The following is a 17,003-nucleotide window of genomic DNA, read 5'->3' as shown; positions in this document are numbered from 1 at the left end:
ATGAAAAAACAAACCAAATGGATGATGATGCTAGGACTCGCTAGTGTACTCATGCTTTCTGCCTGCAATTCGAACAATAACGCAAGCAGTGGTGATAAAGAACCAGGTTCTAACAGCGAATCCTTCGGTAAACAAGTGAAGTATGAGATTATTGGTATCGATCCTGGTGCTGGCATTATGAAGGCTACCAACAAAGCACTGCAAGAGTATGAACTAACCGACTGGAAACTAATTGAAGGATCAGGTGCTGCGATGACAGCTACACTAGCGAAAGATATGAAGAATAAGAAACCCATCATCATTACGGGCTGGACACCTCACTGGATGTTCTCCAAATATGATCTCAAGTATTTGGATGATCCTAAGAAGGTTTACGGCGAGGCGGAAGAAATTCATACCCTTGCTCGCAAAGGATTGAAAGAGGATCAACCTGTAGCGTATACGTTCCTTGATCGTTTTGAATGGTCGTCGGATGAAATGGGTGAAATCATGACTGCTATTGAGGATGGTGAGCAGCCGGAAGCAGCCGCTAAGAAGTGGGCCGATGACCATAGCGACCGCGTCAATGAGTGGATTAAAGATTTGAAACCTGTTAATGGTAAGGCGATTAAGCTAGGTTATGTTGCTTGGGATTCCGAAATAGCAAGTACAAATCTGCTTAAATATATTTTAGAAAATAAATTAGGATACAAAGTAACTGCGCTTCAAGTTGAAGCTGGACCGATGTGGACTGGCGTAGCTAAGGGCGATATTGATGCAACTGCAGCGGCATGGCTTCCTCTAACTCATGCGGACTATTATGAGAAATTTAAAGGTAAGTTTGATGATCTAGGAGCCAATATGACCGGTGTGAAAACGGGTCTCGTTGTACCGTCTTATGTAGATATCAATTCCATTGAGGATTTGAAGAAATAAGGTCAGAACTTATAACCTACTCAAATCAACTCTTATATTTGATAAAATGAATTCACTTTTTGAAATTAAAGAAATCCCAATCCTTTATAAAGGTTTGGGATTTCTTTGTCATTATTCTTATTTTCGCGTGATTCACAAAAGCTATATTGTCTTATTCTTCTGTGCTTATTGGAGTTCTCTTAACTTCACTACGATCATTTATTGTCACCGTAATTGGAGAGTATTCGGCAATAACCGTTTGTCCATGTACCGATACACTTCCTTGTGGAGTAAGATCCTTTTCCGTCATGATACCAAGTGCAATGGTAAACTCATTGAATTTAACGGGAACATTCTTCTCGCGGCGAATTTCAACGCCGTTAAGATAGAATACGGCTTCGTCATTGCCGCGGTCATACGTGATTTTGTACGTATTAAATTCACGAGGCTTAAAGTTCGTGTCTTCCTTAAAGATACAAAAGAAACGAGTTTTATCGGATGGCGGAACTTCGACACCTGGGAATGGAAGCACAGCGTACACACTTGCGTACTTATCGTTTCCAGCGAAGAAGTCTAGTGCAGCACCTGTGGAGAAGTCCAATAGATTAAGGGAAACGTAACCGTCGTACAGATCGTTTGGAGCCGTATTCTCAGAACGAGCACGAATTTGTAGCTCAAAGCTTACTTCTCCGGCTTCTGGCACTTTAATCGTCTCAACCGAATAATACATATGCTTCGCATTATCCAGAATTTGAATTTGGTTGTTCTGACGGCTGAGTGGTGCACGCACATACAGGATACCATTGCGAACAATCACGACAGCATTAGGTTCACGGTATTCCCAGAACGTACCATCAGGCAATGGGAATCCACCAACCTTCCATACTTCACCTTCAGATAAGATCGTATGAAAATCACCGATAACTTGTTGTTTTTCCATGCTGATTTCGACTTCCCTTCATATTTATATCTTAAATCAGATTAGACCTTGGATACATAACGCCACAATCATAATTAATCCACAGCGTTGCGCCGCTTTTACTGAAGCACCCATCAAAGGTATATAAGCATGCGAATTATTTTCATCGTTAAGTTTGCCATAAACCAAGTAGAGTGGAATTAATGCAGGTAGTGCGAGTAGTCCATAAATCGGAAGTGCACCCGCAATGATACTTATAATGAGAGTAATCACAGCTAAGAATAATAAGACTCTAGAGAAGCCAAGTGCTCTTTTCTCTCCCCAAACTACAACTAAGGTGCGTTTACCCGCTTGACGATCTGCCTGCCAGTGCAGAAAATGATGGTTAAATAGAATCAGTGTGGTCAGTAGACCAATAGGTAGGGAAAGGAGTAGTGCACGCATATCTAAATGCGAAGTCTGCACATAATAAGACCCCATAACGGGCAATACACCAAAGGAAAGCAAGATAGCGACTTCACTATAGCCCTTCCCTCTGTAACCAAACTGTAGCGGAGGTGCTACATAGAAATAGGCAATTAAACCACCTATTACGGCAAAAATCAACGCCCAAGGTCCTGTAAAAATAGTTAGTACGATGCCGCATACGGCAGCGACCCCTAATAATGCCCATGTTACCAATGCAAATGTTCGATAGCTCCAGATTTCATTCGTCAAAAATCCAGAGTTTGTGGAAACAGCATCAACAGCTTCTTTTGCAGCCGTATCCGTTCCGCTCTTGAAATCCCACAAGTCATTCACCATATTGGAAAACAAATGGGCAGCTGCTGCACCCAGCAATGTAAGTAAGAATAACCAAACATGAAATGTTCCATTCCAAACAAATGCTCCGAATGCTCCCAAAGCTACGGGAATCAGCATAACTGGAACAACGCCAAAACGCGTAGCCTTCATAAATGTTTTGAGCTTGTTCATATCCACAGCCCCTTTCTCTATAAAATACCCGTGCTGTACTTTTTGTATCAAAAACAATGGTATCGAACACGGAAAAATCAAAATATCTTAAGAAATTCATCAAATGACAAATTTCACAAAGTATAATCTTCAAGATAAGCCCTTCCCTACGAATCAGAACCAATCTGATTTGCTTAAGATTTGCTTATTAGAAGAAAGTCATTTTTCACTAATAAGAATATCACATTTTATCGAATTTTGTCATGAAGTTGTAGATATTTACCTTCTTCCGATCATAGAATGCGGATAAATCAGATTAACCCTTCTTGAACATGACTTAGGAATGTTATTGTATCCGTTCACATAGTTTGAATTATGCACCACTTCAATACTTTATAAAGTGAAAGGATGATCCTATTAATGAATCACAAAAAAGGTATCCGATGGCTTAGCTTAAGCTTATTTACCCTCATTTTTTTACTAGCTTTACCTCTTGCATCTTTCGCTGAAAGTTCGCAGAATGTCACCGAATCAGATCTGGTAATTACATATGATTGTTCTTCAACAGAAACCCTTCAAATTTGGACAATCAAAAACCCCACCTCCTTTGACTACAGTAGTAGTTGGCCAAATGGAGGTTATTGGATTGCCCGTAATCACACTGAGGATGGTCAAGGCTGGATCGTCAAAGATCATTGGCTGCCTAATATTGCTGCTGGTGAAGAAGTCAGCATTGAGTTCAACATTACGAAATGGGGCGAGTTCTCTGGCCAAAACATCCCCGCCCGGTTAGATATCGCTAATAAAGACTATAAATCTCTTCAATACAAGCCTGCTGTATGTGAGGTAGAGAAAAAAATAGATATTCAGTTTGATAGAACTGAGGGCAGCAAAACCTATTTTAACGTAACCAATACGACAAATAAAGATTATGCAGGCCAATGGTATGCTTTTGTCAAAAATGAACTGTATGCTAACGATGGTTATATCAGAATTCCGAATGATGGCCAGCCGCATCAGCTTGTTGTGAACTACTGGGATTTGAAGAATAAGCCGCTCACCAAACTGATTCTTGCTGACCCAGATTCCGGATGGCTAGGAGCCAATAAACCACTTATCGCGGTTTGGATACCTTAACCTAACCAACCAAAGGTTATAATTAAAGATTCTTAAACCTAAAGCTGGTGCCGATAATTTATCGGTATCAGCTTTTTTTCTATGTAGAAGAACAAAAAACGCAGAAATCTATCCTATAGGCCTCTGTGGAGAAAAAGGATATAAATTTCCATTTAAACTAAACGATGCTTGTCCCGTTTCTTCCGATACGATAATGACAAGTGCATCGCATAATTCAGATAATCCCAATCCAGCACGATGCCTTGTTCCCATTTTCTCTTGTGTATGTATTCTCTGCGTTAAGGGAAGCACATTAGCCGCTGAGAAGATCATGTCATCTTGAATGAAGACTGCCCCATCATGCAGCGGACTACCGGGAATGAAAATTGACTCCAGCAAGGCATGTGTCAACGTAGCAGCTACAATTACACCAGGCGTTATGAATGAGTCAATTGGATCGGATCTTCTTATAACAATAAGTGCCCCATGCCTCCGCTGTGATAAATGGATAATTGCTTGCGATAATTCATCATATTTTGCAGTATACGGCGCGAGATAGCATTTCAAATAAAAGGTGGATGCGAGAGATTCTGTTTCTACAAATCGTTCTCTCATATTATGGAACTCATTTAGCATACAGTGGGTTGCATCATGGTCTAATCCTGTTAGCAACATGTCTATGGATACATTGATTTGCAATAGTTGATTTTTCACCTCCAATTTCAAAGGAGAGAAATCACATTGATTGGTTTCCATCGGTTCTACACTGTCCACATTGCCACCCTCTTTTTAACGGATTAAAGCCTCTAGACAACAAATCATATTTAGTTTGTTTATCTCCCCATCTTTTATACGTTTGCGTCTTATTCTTATCACTCCACCAATTCCGATAACTCCAATAACTAACTTTTATAAAGTAACTTGACAAAAGAAATGTAATTCATTATTATTATCTCATATTCAAAATACTTTAATTAAAGATAGTGTGAATAGGCGGTGGAATACATGGGTTTTTTAAATAAATTATTAGGTAGAACAACTACTGAGGGGGAAAATACAATGTCAAAATTAAATATCGGAATTATCTTAGGAAGTACGCGTCAAGGTCGTTTAAGTCCACAAGTTGGGGAATGGGTACTTCAAGTAGCTAACCAACGCGGAGATGCTAATTATGAAATCGTTGATATTGCAGACTTCAAGCTTCCACTGCTAGGTGAAGCCGATGCTACAGAACAAGCGACAGCTTGGAATACGAAGCTAGCTAGCTTGGATGGCTTCGTGTTTATTGTTCAAGAATACAATCACAGTATCTCAGCATCATTGAAGAACGCACTTGATTACGCTCGTGACGCATGGAACAACAAAGCAGCAGGTATCGTAAGTTATGGTTCCGTAGGTGGCGCTCGTGCAGCTGAGCATCTACGTGGAATTTTGGGAGAATTGTCTGTAGCAGATGTTCGTATACATCCTGCACTCTCCCTATTCACTGACTTTGAGAACGGAACTGTGTTCATACCTGCTGATCTTCACCTTGTAAATCTAAATGGCATGCTTGACCAAGTAAATGCTTGGAGCGGTGCATTGAAAACATTGCGTTCATAATATTTGCAAGGTTTGTAAGCTTCAAATGTTTATAAGAAAGAGGCATATCACGAGTTCGTTGAACTTTCGTGTGATGCCTCTTTTTGTGTTAGATTTTACTACGATGTCCTTATCCTTTATATTTTCATGTTATGATATTTAAAAGGAGGTTTTTACCAAATGACAATACATAGTAGCTTGATCGAGCGTATCCAATCTTTGCAGAACGACAATCATTTTTCCGGAACCGTAATCGTACAAAATGGGGAAAATATTGTAGCAGATATAAGCTATGCTACGCCAACCGTTCTGAGAAAATAGAAAATCAGACCAACACGCGTTACGGTATCGCTTCTGGGTGTAAAATTTTCACATCCATCGCCATATGCCAGCTTGTAGAACAAGGAAAGATGTCCTTCCATTCTCCGATAAAAGAATGCTTAGATATAAACTTTCCTAACTTTGATGACAGCATAACCGTTCATCATTTATTGACGCATACTTCGGGTGTAGCTGATTATTTTGATGAAGACATCATGGACAATTTCGAGGAGCTTTGGGTGAAAACGCCAATGTATCATGTTAGAAAGCTACAAGACTTCCTACCTCTATTCAAAAATGAACCGATGAAATTTACGCCTGGCAGTAAGTTTCATTATAATAACTCAGGTTATATCTTGTTAGGTTTGATTGTTGAACAAGCAAGCGGGATTCCCTTCGATCAGTATGTAGTAGAAAATATTTTCAAAAAAGCATCGATGTTTGATTCAGGTTATTTTGAAATGGACGCATTACCAGCAAGAACGGCAATCGGGTATATCGATTCGCCTGATGGTAGCTGGAGAACGAATATATACTCACTCCCTGCAAAAGGTGGCTCTGACGGAGGGGCATACGTTACTGCGACCGATATGGTTAAGTTATGGGATGCTTTAACGAGCTATCAGCTGCTGAATGAAGAGTTAACCGATCAATTGTTGTATCCTCACTGCGAAGCTGGAGAAGATGCTGCATATGGGTACGGTGTATGGATTAAGATGCATGATAAGAAAGTGATAAAGTATGTTCTAATGGGGTACGATCCAGGAGTGAATTTCCGCGCAGCATTTTATAAGGATACTGCCTTGAAAATTGTGGTGTGCTCGAATCAATCCGATGGTGCTTATGAGATGATTTCTGCGATCGAAGATGAATGGTTTAATGTATAAATATCATTTCATCCACAATGTCCTCAATAATCGTTGGGCTGTGAGTGGGAATAAGCAATATGCAGTTGAGTTGTTTTAACACTCCAGAACAATGTTCCAATCTTACTTTAAGAGCATCCTTCCAGACATGGTTAAGCCAAGGAAAACAAAATATACGTTTTCCTTGGCCCATTCCAATGGCTATCGAAGCATTCCATCGCTCATTACTGATATGTTTCATTTCTCGATCCAACCTTGAAGGTGAAAGCTCAAGTAAATATATCAATTCACTCATAGAGAAATGGTTCGAAGTCGCACGCTCTAACTGTTCTCGAATAGTCATTTTTTGAGGAAATCCTCATGCATTTTTAAAATTTGACCTTCGCCAACGTATCATCCACATGAACTAAGTAATTCGTTTTGAGCTAATACATGATCTATATAAATACGACCTCGATAATCCCTCGATTTACCAGATAGCAAATAGGGCAATGCTCCACCCCCACTCCCAGGCTTGCTAGCTATTCCATACGCATTACCAGCGATAAATGTATATGAAATATGACTTAGACGCTCATCGATTGAAGTGAAATGATCTATCCTAGGTTTGCTTGCATTCTAATGTGATATCCTTCAGTTCTACTTGGCTTATGTTCAGTAGCATTAGAAGATTGCCTCCTTATCATAAAATTCAACTCTATGCTTAGTATAAGCTGTCAACATTTTTTTCATTAGATTAATAATATTTGATAGTGATTTAGAATTTAGTAACAAAATATTAATTGTGGTATCTGACCAAATCAACCTGTTTGTTGTAATGGCTTATGTTATACTTTTCAAGCATTTATGTCAAAAGTGGTAATCAAGAAATAATTATAGCAATATTACACAGGTTAAGTGTGTTATTCGTTGATTAATATTTTCATTCGGTACTGGAAGGCATGAATCCAATCAAGGTGAGTTGCACAATTATAAATTAATTTCTATAAAAAATACTTTCTCTGATGGGTCTATTTCATCGTTTATATTGTCAGTGATTAGTTAATTGAATCTTGTTTCCTTCAATATTCATCGAGAACATCTTCATAAAGTGGATCAGTTTAGCGCAAATTCAATACTTGAACCCTAGAGATAGCCACAGTGCTGGGGGTACCTAAAAAACCACATGGAGATGTCATACTCACATGTGGTCACTAGAATTTTTAATCTAACATTCTATTATTTCTCCATCTGCAACTTTTTTAGATTCGTAGAGTTCAAATTTACTTCCGATAAATAGCAATCTATTTGGTACATTGTCAGGAAATAAGAAACAAAGATCACAAATCATTTCATAATTATTATGACTTGAAAAATTCTTTAATACAACACTCCAATCTTGACCATTTTCATCAGTATGAAAATGTGCTGCAGTTGAATATTCAGTTAACGGAAATCTTTTCTTCCCATCTTGATCTGTAGGAACCCATCTAATTCTAGCAATAATTTTTTTATTCATCTTATTTCACCACCGTTACTTTACCAAAACCCGAATTTAGAAGATCTAGTTCAAAATAATATGCTGGACCAATATTGTCAAGTTTTTTCGAATAATACGCTGACTCTAGCATACTTTTAGGAATAGTCATTGATACAATTCTCGGATTCCCTCCCATAACAGCCCCCCATTTCGAGGCATCCTCAAAGTTAGTCGCAAACCATTTACCCGACATGTTGAACCCATCATCAAAGGCATTTGTTTTTGCTATTCCAACTAATTCAGATTCATTCATTGATCTGTATAAAGTAACAACTTTGGAACTAGTATTTATTGCTTGTGCTGCAATAACCGTACCTGTTGATAATGTTGTCCCCATTGTAGCGACATCTGCCGTTGCAAATACTGTTGGTGCAACTATAGGTGCGTAAAATATACCAGCTGCTAAGGCAGGAACTGCTAATGATGTGGACAACCAATCTTCCCTAGCTGACCCAGAATGAACTGTAATATCTGTAAACTTTCCAGTAGTATAATCGGTTTTTCTCACCTGCTCATAGTTACCACTTCCCAAACGCACGTTGACTGCATTATTATGTGCTATTTGCATAGCAGTCTTATTACCTGCTTTTTTAGCATTATTAAAATCATTAGTATATTGATCAATTAATTTCTGATCTACTTTAGTTAAATTTTTATCATTATCAATACGATGCCCCGATGGATCAAAGTATCTCAACGGATTATTATGCACATACGTATATTGATTCATACTCAAAGGGTTACTGATCTGCCCCTCATACGAATCCTTGCTAATAAACCGACCGTCGGAGGGATCATAATACCTTGACCGGAGATAATAATACCCAGTTTCTTCATCTTGGTATTCTCCTGCATACTTAAACGAATTTGGTACTTTCTCTTCTTGAGTTAATATATTTCCCCACTCATCATATTGATACTTGTTCGTAACTTGTCCACTAGCATCAATAATTTGAACCACGTCACCATGTCCATTATATATATAATAATAGTTTTGACTTGCGGCTACATCTTTTTTAGCCAGTAAACGATCAGGCCCCCACACATAATTTGCTGTAACCTGATTCGATGCATTGGATTCTGATATAATCTGACCACTATTATTATAAGCGTAGTTAGTGGACGAAGAATCTGTATTCTTAGTTAGACGCAATCCTTGTAACTCATAATCATAATTAGTAGTAATACCATTGTTTGTAGAAGTTTTGAGTTGATCCCATTCATTATAAGTAGCTGTTATATCTGAATAAGATTGCACTAAATCTGCAGATGCGACTGTGCTACGATTACCTCGTACATCATATGTGTATGAGATTGCTTGTCCTGTAGGACGAGTAGTTTTTGTCAAGCGATTTAATACATCATACTGATAACTTGTCGTCCCCGTTTTATCGGTCACGGATAGAATGTTGCCATTGTTATCATAAGAATATTGAAATTCAGATAGTATTTCCGTTCCTTTCCGATTCGTTACCTTAAGAAGTCTTCCGATGCTATCATAACTATTTTCACTTTTGATCACTATACCGTTTGATAATGTTGGATAAGTCACACTTTTAAGCTTTCCATCTGCTTCATATTCATATTTTGCATTATTGCTATCCGAAGTATTCATAACTGACAAACCATTCGTTTGAACTCGATTAATTCTCGTTTTATCGTACGCATATTGGGTCATGAAATTAAATGGATCCGTTACATTTAACAATCTCGATTGATAGTCATATTGATGAAGAACTGTAGCGTCCACTGCGTTATATACGACTCTTTTATACTTTTGGTTTCCTAATATATCGTAATCATTCACTACATTCTTTATATTAGAACCATTGCGATATTCACGCTGCACAGCTGGTCCAAATGGCCTAAACTGATATTCGTTTTTCAGTTGTGTATTATTTACATTTTTAATAATAGTTCTACCTGTCTCATCATATACATAATTAATTAAATTGTTATTTGCATCCTTACGAGTAGAAATTTGTCCTAGTACATTACGCGTGAAAATATCCTTACTATTATTGGCATCAGCATTACTCTTTAGAAAACCTGTTTCATCATAATCCTTGGCAGTTACCCATGTACTTGCCCCATCTGATTGTGTAGTCGATTTAAGATTTCCAAGAGTATTATATGCATAGCTTGTTGTTTGGTTTAGTGGATCTGTAGTTGAGATTAATCGATTTAATTTATCATATGCGTAACTTGTTCGTCGACGATTGGGATCCGTGTAGCCAATCATATTACTCAAGTCATCATATTCATAATTTCCTTCGACCACTACGTTCATACTTGGCCAATTAGGATAAGCTTTACGTGTTACTTCCCTTCCCCAAGCGTCAGAATAAGATTGAAGAACATTTTTTTTCAAATTATTCGTTGGATTACTTCTAAAGGTTGAAATATCATTTGCGGCAACCAAATAGGATGTATTTGAGCGATCAATAATATCTACATCTGATCGATATAAATTCCCAAACGGATCAATCGTTTCAAATGCTCTACCCCAAGTATCGTATTTAACAGTAGACGTGTTCCCTTTCGTATCCACTACATATTCTGGACGCGCCATAATGTCATAATGGTACTGTGCCATTACCAATTCAGAGTTCTTTACACCGTCAAATTGCCCTTGTAATACTAAATTTCCAAATCCATCGTAAAAAGAATGTGTTACATTATCATAACTCACTGCATTATCGCTTCGTCGAGTTGTTTTGGTATACCCATCTACTCTTGTTGTAATTAAATATTTATTTTCACTATCAAAATAATTTGGAGAGTTATCGACAGTCTGATCTTGGTAGTCGATAACATCTTCAACCTGATATAATTGTCCGCTTTGATTATTAGTGACAGGATATATCGTTTTAGCTAGCCTTCCATATGCGTCATACTGATATTGTATTGTTTTGTTATCCGCATCTGTAGTTGAAGTAACAACCCCGAGTAGTACGTTATAGGTTTGTTTATTCTCGGATTCTATCAATAGACCCGAATCATTTGTATATACATTTTTCACAGAAGTAGGGAATAATTGATATGAAGTCTGACTGTAAAATGAAATCGATTTAGCAGTCTTACCATTCTCTAGTTGTTTAGTTACTTCTTCCGTTTTCCCACTTGCTGAAGTTGAATAATTAACTGTCGTAATTTCTCCATTTGCATTTTGTGAAGTTTTCAATCTACCTTGAGTATCGTATGTAAAAGTTTCTGTAAGTAATGCACTCGCATTTTGATAGAATTGCTTCTTCGTTGGCAATTTTAATGTTGGATCATATTCATAGGACATTGTATTTTCTTTGAGCTGATTCGTATTATTTAACTGTGAAGATGTCAATGGTTGTGTCTGTGTTTGTATATCTCCCCAATTATAATATTGATACAGAGTATACAAATTATTTTCACGGCTACCACTAATTGTCTTGTTTTCAATTCTGGTTGGTTTATATTTAAAATTGCTATCATAGGATTGAACCGTTTCTACTGATTTCTCCCCATTTTTTGCAGTTTGTTCAGTTGTTAATAACTGTTTCTTCCCGTTGAAGGTATATTTCGTTCTTACTTGATCGTTATTTACTACCTCTGATCCAAAACGATAGGACTCTGGAATGGATTCTTCTGAATAATAGGTTGGATACCCTGTCACATCTCCAAAATAAGTATAATCTCTTCCATTATAAAGACCACGTCCAGCAATTTGAGGGTTAGGTTTATCATACTCATAAATATTAAGACTATCCCAGCGGTTACTCACTTGAAAGCCTTGGTAAGCCCCATCTGCACCCCAATTTCTAGTTACAGGACTGTTGTATTGATAGAAAGATGTTGAATGCGGATACATAGCATATTTAAGTAAGTACACTGCCGTGCCTGCAGAATTGTTTAAATATTTACTAGTTGCATCAAATTTCTCGGAAGCTAAGTAATAATCATAATACGTACTGTAACCCTTAGTGTCTTTTACAGAGAATAAATATGGCTCATACCATTTACTTATTAAGTTCCCATTCTCAAATTTACTTACCCCTTCTCTCTTCTTTGCATAAGTAAGAGTAATCTTCTCATTTGTCGAAGGATGTGTAACTGTGACAGTAATATTCTCTGTCATATTCTGTGTGTCAAAGTTGGGGTCATTTAACTTTGTTTCATAATTAAAACTAATATTTCGACCGATGGTATCAACAATATTAGAAATCACAGGATACGTACGACCATTCATATTTCGATTAATATGCGTAAATTTTATCTCATTTCCTAAGAGGTCTCTGACTCCAAGTAACCGACCATCACTCCCAAAATACGTTTTGTTCTGAGTCTCATCTACAAATACATATGTGGAGTTCATTTGTCCATTAGAATAGCCCGAATCATATAATAATGCTACATCCGTTCGTCCGTAGTCTTCTAACGTACCTCGGTTGCTTCCATCAAACTTAACGACATATGCGCCACCGCTACCATTATGATAATGAACATAACCCCCTTCTATTTGTAGGGAAGGAAATGCAAAACTCCATCCACCGCCAAGATCATATCGTAAACGACTATAGGAATTCTCATCCGGATAAACTGTTGTTGTTGTTGTATAAGTGATTTGTGTGTACAATACATCTTTATAATCAATACTATAACTCACGAAAGATCTACCATTTGAATCTTGTTTATCATAATATCTAGATTGCTCATAAGCCTGATTATATGTAGAGTAATAGCCTGGAACATAAGTTTCATAATTTCGTGTACTGTTATTGTAATAAAGAATGGTTAGATAATATCCTGATCCATAACCTTGAAGTTGACTCGTACTCGAAGTAACAGATACTCTCTTCGTCCCCACTTCTGCTTGACTTGAATTATAATATCTTGCCAAATTTAAATTCAAACCATCCTTACCAGGAAGACTTAAGTCTGTTTCATTCAATGATAGCGTACCTGTTGCAGGATCAATTACTTCATTCGTTTGATTACGGTCTGAAAGCTGTGGTTTATTAGAACCGTTTACTAATTTAGGAGTAACTAATCCATTTAATACTTTTTCTAGAACATTTGTATCAACCGCTGCATGTGCCGTAGACTGGTTTAATTGTGAACCCATCACAAATATAATTAATGCTAGAGTTATATTCCTGAAATATATCCAAATTTTTCTCATCGCCTTACTCCTTTTCTACTAAAACTTGCTTACTCAGTTCTTTAGCAATATTGTATTTCGAAATCAATTCATTTAAAGGCTCACCTGTGTTTTGCGAAATTTCTTTTAGATTAGCTAAGACATCTTCAGGTACTGCATTTGTATTTAACTTAAAGGATTTACTTGCTGCACTTTTTTGTTCAATACTTTTATAGTTAATGACTCCTTTTTCTCCATTTGTTTTATATTGTTGAAGTAATTGCGCCAAAGTTCCTTTTCCCTGTTCATATAGACTAAGCAATAATATCTTCTCTTGAGCTTTCAGACTTTCTTGTTCTAACTGCTTAAATTCCTCAGGATATTTTTCTTTTAACTCCAGCAAATTTTGTTCATCATTCTCTTTTTGTAACACTTTTTTTAATGTAGCCCAGTCAGCCTCAGTTGCTTCTTTACGCTCGATTAATGTTTGTGGATCCATTAGAAAACGATTTGAGAGCTCGTCTACTTGGTAGAGATCATCAATTGAATATCCTTTTGTTATCAAGCTTTCTATCTGATCAGGACTCAAATTGTAAACATCCTTCTTTTTTGCTGTATCCACAATAAGCGACTTTGCAACTTTGGAATTGACTTTAGGCTGAATCTCCTTGGATGTATGAATTTTCGTTTCTTCACTCTGAAATCCAGTGAATTTAGGTAAATGGTCATTTTGATCAGCTACAATATTCGGATCAGAATGAGGAACCTGTATCGTATGATCATTTGAAGGTAACCCTAGAATAGTTTCATTGACTTGATTTACAACTTCTTCTGCAAACCCTGTTGTTACAGAAGAAAACATGGAGACAACTAAACCACCACAGACTGCCCATATCATTAATTTTTTCGTTTTATTTTGCTTTTTTCTCAATTCCCTCACCTTTTCTATTTGAAATTAATTTAATAGCACTTTTCTCAATAAATTGCCGTTATTATCATATAGGTATATGATTTGTCTTCCTGATGCGTACAAAATATAGCTTATTCTGTTGGATGCATTATACACATACTGAGCTGATGTTTCTGTAAAGACGATTGGTTCTAGAGATAATAGACTTAGTCGGCAATATAGAGAACCTGAACTACTATACGTACGCAACTTAACATAATATTTAGTTCCCATAACTGTTTTAAAACTAATAGATGAGAAGACCGTTCCGTTATAATCATCATTTCTAGATATCATATTAGTTAAGGCTGCATCACTATAAATCTCTAGAACCGTATCGTTCGAACCACCAACACCACCATAAGGGTTAGTAAATATCCGGTGAGCCTTAGAACTAGTAGCAGTAAATTCAAATACTTGAGTCTCACCAGCTCCTAAGCTTACGTCAAAAGAATCATTCACATTAATTGTCCGATTACTTGTAAGAGCAAGTGGTACTGCCGCTACTCTAAAATAATCCGTTGTCATCTCAGAATCTGAATATTTCATTTCTACTAGATATGTTCCATCTGAAATCGTTGGATCTTTTGGAAGAGAAAATTCAAAATCTTTACCCGTTATGACATTTTCATAGGTTTTCTGAAAAAAAACTATATTGTTTTCTTCGGGAATATATACATCATCAGTCACACTCAAAGTTTCTATATTATCTGGTTGTACGTAATAAACAGTTACTGTAACGGAAATCTTGGGAAGCTTAGAAATAAGGGGCTTGTTGATAGAAATATCGTCAACTGGTTGATTAATTGAATTCTGAGAATCTAACTTTGTGCTTATTTCACTTTTAGATAGATTTAATACACTTGGAGATGACTTTAATAACCCTGCGTAATCAGATATCAGAGTTTCATACTTATCTTGTAATTTTAAAAATTCAGCCTTTTTATACTCATAGTAATTATTCTCTAATCTGATATATTCCGCATCTTTGTTCTTTTCATAATGATAATTAAAATCATGTAATGTAATATTTTCTTGATTTAATTCAAGATACTTCATGTATATTTCTCTAGAAAGTTCACCATCTTTATTTTCAGCAGCAATTTTCCTTATTGATAGCAGAGTATTCTCAAGCTTTAGTAATTCTCTGTCCTCTTTTCGAATATCAAATATTTTATTTCGTGAAGACTCCTTTGTATCCTTAGTATCTGGGCTATCCTTTGCTGAAGATTCTTTATCAGTAACCGCTGATTTATCTTGTGAAGCCACATCAGGTTCTTGCTTGTATGCTTCTTCATTGTTATTGTCTGCTGCATTAACTCCATAGTTCGAATTCAAGAATATTAATAAGGCTAGAAAAATAATAACTAATGAATATCTTTTCTTCTTCTCTGTTTCATGGATCATATCCATTTCCTCCAAAACTAAACTGTATACAAAAAAAGGCTTCACATGAGTTGGATAAACCCCATGAAACCTTTTTAAGTAAGAAATAGATAGTAACAATTTTCCTATAAGGTACTAATCCCTATTAAATTAGGCCACCCATATCAAGTATTCTTCGAGTTTTTTATGATGATGAATTGTTAGCAGTTAAGCTTTGTTAGCATCGAAGTATAAAAGATAAAGTTGTCAAAAATTTAAGGTTCATTCCATATAACACTCATAATTACATAATATAAAACAATTATGATTACGATCGTAATGAAACAGCTTAATAAAAACTTTTTCAATTAAATCCCCCTTAGAGAACGATTTTATAATATCATACTCTTATTCAATAAATTGGTTTAAAATAACTAAACTACTTCGTATTCATTCAAAATAAATTTAAATGAAGCTCGTTTATTTCTATGAATTATATACGTATATTATTAATAATTACTTTCATTAACGCAAAATTTAAATATAATTACTTGCATTTACTTATACTAATAATTACAATTACTTAAGGAGGTGCATGCATTGTGTATCAAGAAGAACGTTTATTGAAAATTCTCGAATACTTGAAAGAACACCAAACGATGAGTGTTGTAGATATATGTACACAGTTTGAAGTATCAAGAGATACGGCACGAAGGGATATTGTTAGATTAGTACAAGAAGGCGTTGTTATTCGAACTCATGGGGGTCTGTCTTTACCTGAGTTAAAGCAAGAAATATTATCCTATAAGGATCGATTGATTGATGAATCGGAGAGTAAGCAAAGAATAGGAACGATTGGTGCGAAACTTATTCAAGATCATGAGACTGTGATTTTAGATGTATCCACCACGGTTCAATTTGTTGCAGAACAAATTAACGCCAAACATATTACGGTTGTCACGCACTCGATTGATAATGTAGGCATCCTATCAAATCGAGATGATCTTCAAATTTATATTCTTGGTGGTTACTTAAATGTGAAGGATCGTGCTTTATATGGGCCTTCTATTATAACTAAACTAAGTGAAATTCGTGCGGATAAAGCTTTTATTGGGGCAGTGGCAATCAGGCTGATGGTCTCTATTATTCCTATGAAGAAGATGCTCGAGTAAAAAGAGAAATGGCCGGTAGGTCAGATCAGGTTATTGTCGTGGCTGATCACACCAAATTTAATGGTAAATCATTTCATCGTCTAGACTTTGAATTCGTTGACATAATCATTACAAATCGAGAAATTCCGATTGAAATCAGAGAAGTCCTAGATCAGAAGAACATTACGGTTATTGAATGCCGTGAAGAAATTGATGAGGTTCAAAAGAACGATGAATAACCAAAGTGAGGGGAAG

Annotated in this window: 13 protein-coding genes and 1 pseudogene; 6 read left to right on the top strand and 8 right to left on the bottom strand. The window is 36.4% G+C overall.

Annotated features, from left to right (window positions below; genetic code table 11):
* Entirely contained in the window at positions 1-915 is a 915-nt protein-coding gene (locus JCM16418_RS09995; protein WP_036648257.1) for a glycine betaine ABC transporter substrate-binding protein, read from the top strand.
* A 151-nt stretch (positions 916-1,066) separates the two neighbouring features.
* On the opposite strand, the gene JCM16418_RS09990 is transcribed toward JCM16418_RS09995, so the two are convergent.
* The gene (locus tag JCM16418_RS09990) at positions 1,067-1,834 is read right to left on the bottom strand and encodes a DUF6081 family protein (protein WP_052020184.1); all 768 of its coding nucleotides are present in this window, start codon (positions 1,832-1,834) and stop codon (positions 1,067-1,069) included.
* Positions 1,835-1,870: 36 nt separating this feature from the next.
* Positions 1,871-2,788, bottom strand: a complete 918-nt coding sequence (locus JCM16418_RS09985) for a prenyltransferase (protein WP_036648254.1) — start codon at positions 2,786-2,788, stop codon at positions 1,871-1,873.
* A gap of 399 nt (positions 2,789-3,187) precedes the next feature.
* On the opposite strand from JCM16418_RS09985, the gene JCM16418_RS09980 reads away from it, so the two are divergent.
* Complete coding sequence (locus JCM16418_RS09980) at positions 3,188-3,904, top strand: hypothetical protein (RefSeq protein ID WP_036648251.1); 717 nt, start codon at positions 3,188-3,190, stop codon at positions 3,902-3,904.
* 108 nt (positions 3,905-4,012) lie between these two features.
* On the opposite strand, the gene cdaS is transcribed toward JCM16418_RS09980, so the two are convergent.
* On the bottom strand, positions 4,013-4,639 hold the full coding sequence (gene cdaS, locus JCM16418_RS09975) for a sporulation-specific diadenylate cyclase CdaS (protein ID WP_036648418.1): 627 nt from the start codon (positions 4,637-4,639) through the stop codon (positions 4,013-4,015).
* A gap of 303 nt (positions 4,640-4,942) precedes the next feature.
* Between cdaS and JCM16418_RS09970 the strand changes: the two genes are divergently transcribed.
* The 3 genes from JCM16418_RS09970 (at position 4,943) to JCM16418_RS09965 (ending at position 6,672) form a co-directional block, all read left to right on the top strand.
* Positions 4,943-5,485 (top strand): NADPH-dependent FMN reductase, encoded by a 543-nt coding sequence (locus tag JCM16418_RS09970; protein ID WP_036648249.1) that lies wholly within the window; start codon positions 4,943-4,945, stop codon positions 5,483-5,485.
* Positions 5,486-5,644: 159 nt separating this feature from the next.
* Positions 5,645-5,785 (top strand): hypothetical protein, encoded by a 141-nt coding sequence (locus JCM16418_RS26630; RefSeq protein ID WP_306304766.1) that lies wholly within the window; start codon positions 5,645-5,647, stop codon positions 5,783-5,785.
* A complete protein-coding gene (locus JCM16418_RS09965; protein ID WP_306304767.1) occupies positions 5,782-6,672 on the top strand; it encodes a serine hydrolase domain-containing protein in 891 nt (296 codons plus the stop codon). Before JCM16418_RS26630 ends, JCM16418_RS09965 begins: the two co-directional genes overlap by 4 nt.
* On the opposite strand, the gene JCM16418_RS09960 is transcribed toward JCM16418_RS09965, so the two are convergent.
* From JCM16418_RS09960 to JCM16418_RS09940, 5 genes are all read right to left on the bottom strand, one after another.
* Complete coding sequence (locus tag JCM16418_RS09960) at positions 6,662-6,994, bottom strand: hypothetical protein (protein WP_052020183.1); 333 nt, start codon at positions 6,992-6,994, stop codon at positions 6,662-6,664. The genes JCM16418_RS09965 and JCM16418_RS09960 overlap by 11 nt on opposite strands.
* Before the next feature lie 864 nt (positions 6,995-7,858).
* Complete coding sequence (locus tag JCM16418_RS09955; RefSeq protein ID WP_036648247.1) at positions 7,859-8,149, bottom strand: hypothetical protein; 291 nt, start codon at positions 8,147-8,149, stop codon at positions 7,859-7,861.
* Between the two features lies 1 nt (position 8,150).
* Positions 8,151-13,325 (bottom strand): RHS repeat-associated core domain-containing protein, encoded by a 5,175-nt coding sequence (locus JCM16418_RS09950; RefSeq protein ID WP_036648245.1) that lies wholly within the window; start codon positions 13,323-13,325, stop codon positions 8,151-8,153.
* Between the two features lie 4 nt (positions 13,326-13,329).
* A complete protein-coding gene (locus JCM16418_RS09945) occupies positions 13,330-14,214 on the bottom strand; it encodes a selenoprotein S family protein (protein WP_036648242.1) in 885 nt (294 codons plus the stop codon).
* Positions 14,215-14,238: 24 nt separating this feature from the next.
* The gene (locus JCM16418_RS09940) at positions 14,239-15,639 is read right to left on the bottom strand and encodes an RHS repeat domain-containing protein (RefSeq protein ID WP_036648240.1); all 1,401 of its coding nucleotides are present in this window, start codon (positions 15,637-15,639) and stop codon (positions 14,239-14,241) included.
* A gap of 617 nt (positions 15,640-16,256) precedes the next feature.
* On the opposite strand from JCM16418_RS09940, the pseudogene JCM16418_RS09935 reads away from it, so the two are divergent.
* Positions 16,257-16,987 (top strand): annotated as a pseudogene (locus tag JCM16418_RS09935) (DeoR/GlpR family DNA-binding transcription regulator).
* The last annotated feature ends 16 nt before the right edge of the window (positions 16,988-17,003 follow it).

Source organism: Paenibacillus pini JCM 16418 (assembly GCF_000576305.1).
GTDB lineage: Bacteria > Bacillota > Bacilli > Paenibacillales > Paenibacillaceae > Paenibacillus_AQ > Paenibacillus_AQ pini.
The sequence above is the reverse complement of the archived record's forward strand: the minus strand, read 5'-3'. Positions and strand labels throughout refer to the sequence as shown.

Bases quoted from the DNA above. Each gene is read 5' to 3' on its own strand.
- JCM16418_RS09980 (WP_036648251.1), top strand. From the start codon at position 3,188: ATGAATCACAAAAAAGGTATCCGATGGCTTAGCTTAAGCTTATTTACC.
- cdaS (WP_036648418.1), bottom strand. From the start codon at position 4,639: ATGGAAACCAATCAATGTGATTTCTCTCCTTTGAAATTGGAGGTGAAA.
- JCM16418_RS09960 (WP_052020183.1), bottom strand. From the start codon at position 6,994: ATGACTATTCGAGAACAGTTAGAGCGTGCGACTTCGAACCATTTCTCT.
- JCM16418_RS09955 (WP_036648247.1), bottom strand. From the start codon at position 8,149: ATGAATAAAAAAATTATTGCTAGAATTAGATGGGTTCCTACAGATCAA.
- JCM16418_RS09985 (WP_036648254.1), bottom strand. From the start codon at position 2,788: ATGAACAAGCTCAAAACATTTATGAAGGCTACGCGTTTTGGCGTTGTT.
- JCM16418_RS09940 (WP_036648240.1), bottom strand. From the start codon at position 15,639: ATGATCCATGAAACAGAGAAGAAGAAAAGATATTCATTAGTTATTATT.
- JCM16418_RS09950 (WP_036648245.1), bottom strand. From the start codon at position 13,325: ATGAGAAAAATTTGGATATATTTCAGGAATATAACTCTAGCATTAATT.
- JCM16418_RS09990 (WP_052020184.1), bottom strand. From the start codon at position 1,834: ATGGAAAAACAACAAGTTATCGGTGATTTTCATACGATCTTATCTGAA.
- JCM16418_RS09970 (WP_036648249.1), top strand. From the start codon at position 4,943: ATGTCAAAATTAAATATCGGAATTATCTTAGGAAGTACGCGTCAAGGT.
- JCM16418_RS09995 (WP_036648257.1), top strand. From the start codon at position 1: ATGAAAAAACAAACCAAATGGATGATGATGCTAGGACTCGCTAGTGTA.
- JCM16418_RS26630 (WP_306304766.1), top strand. From the start codon at position 5,645: ATGACAATACATAGTAGCTTGATCGAGCGTATCCAATCTTTGCAGAAC.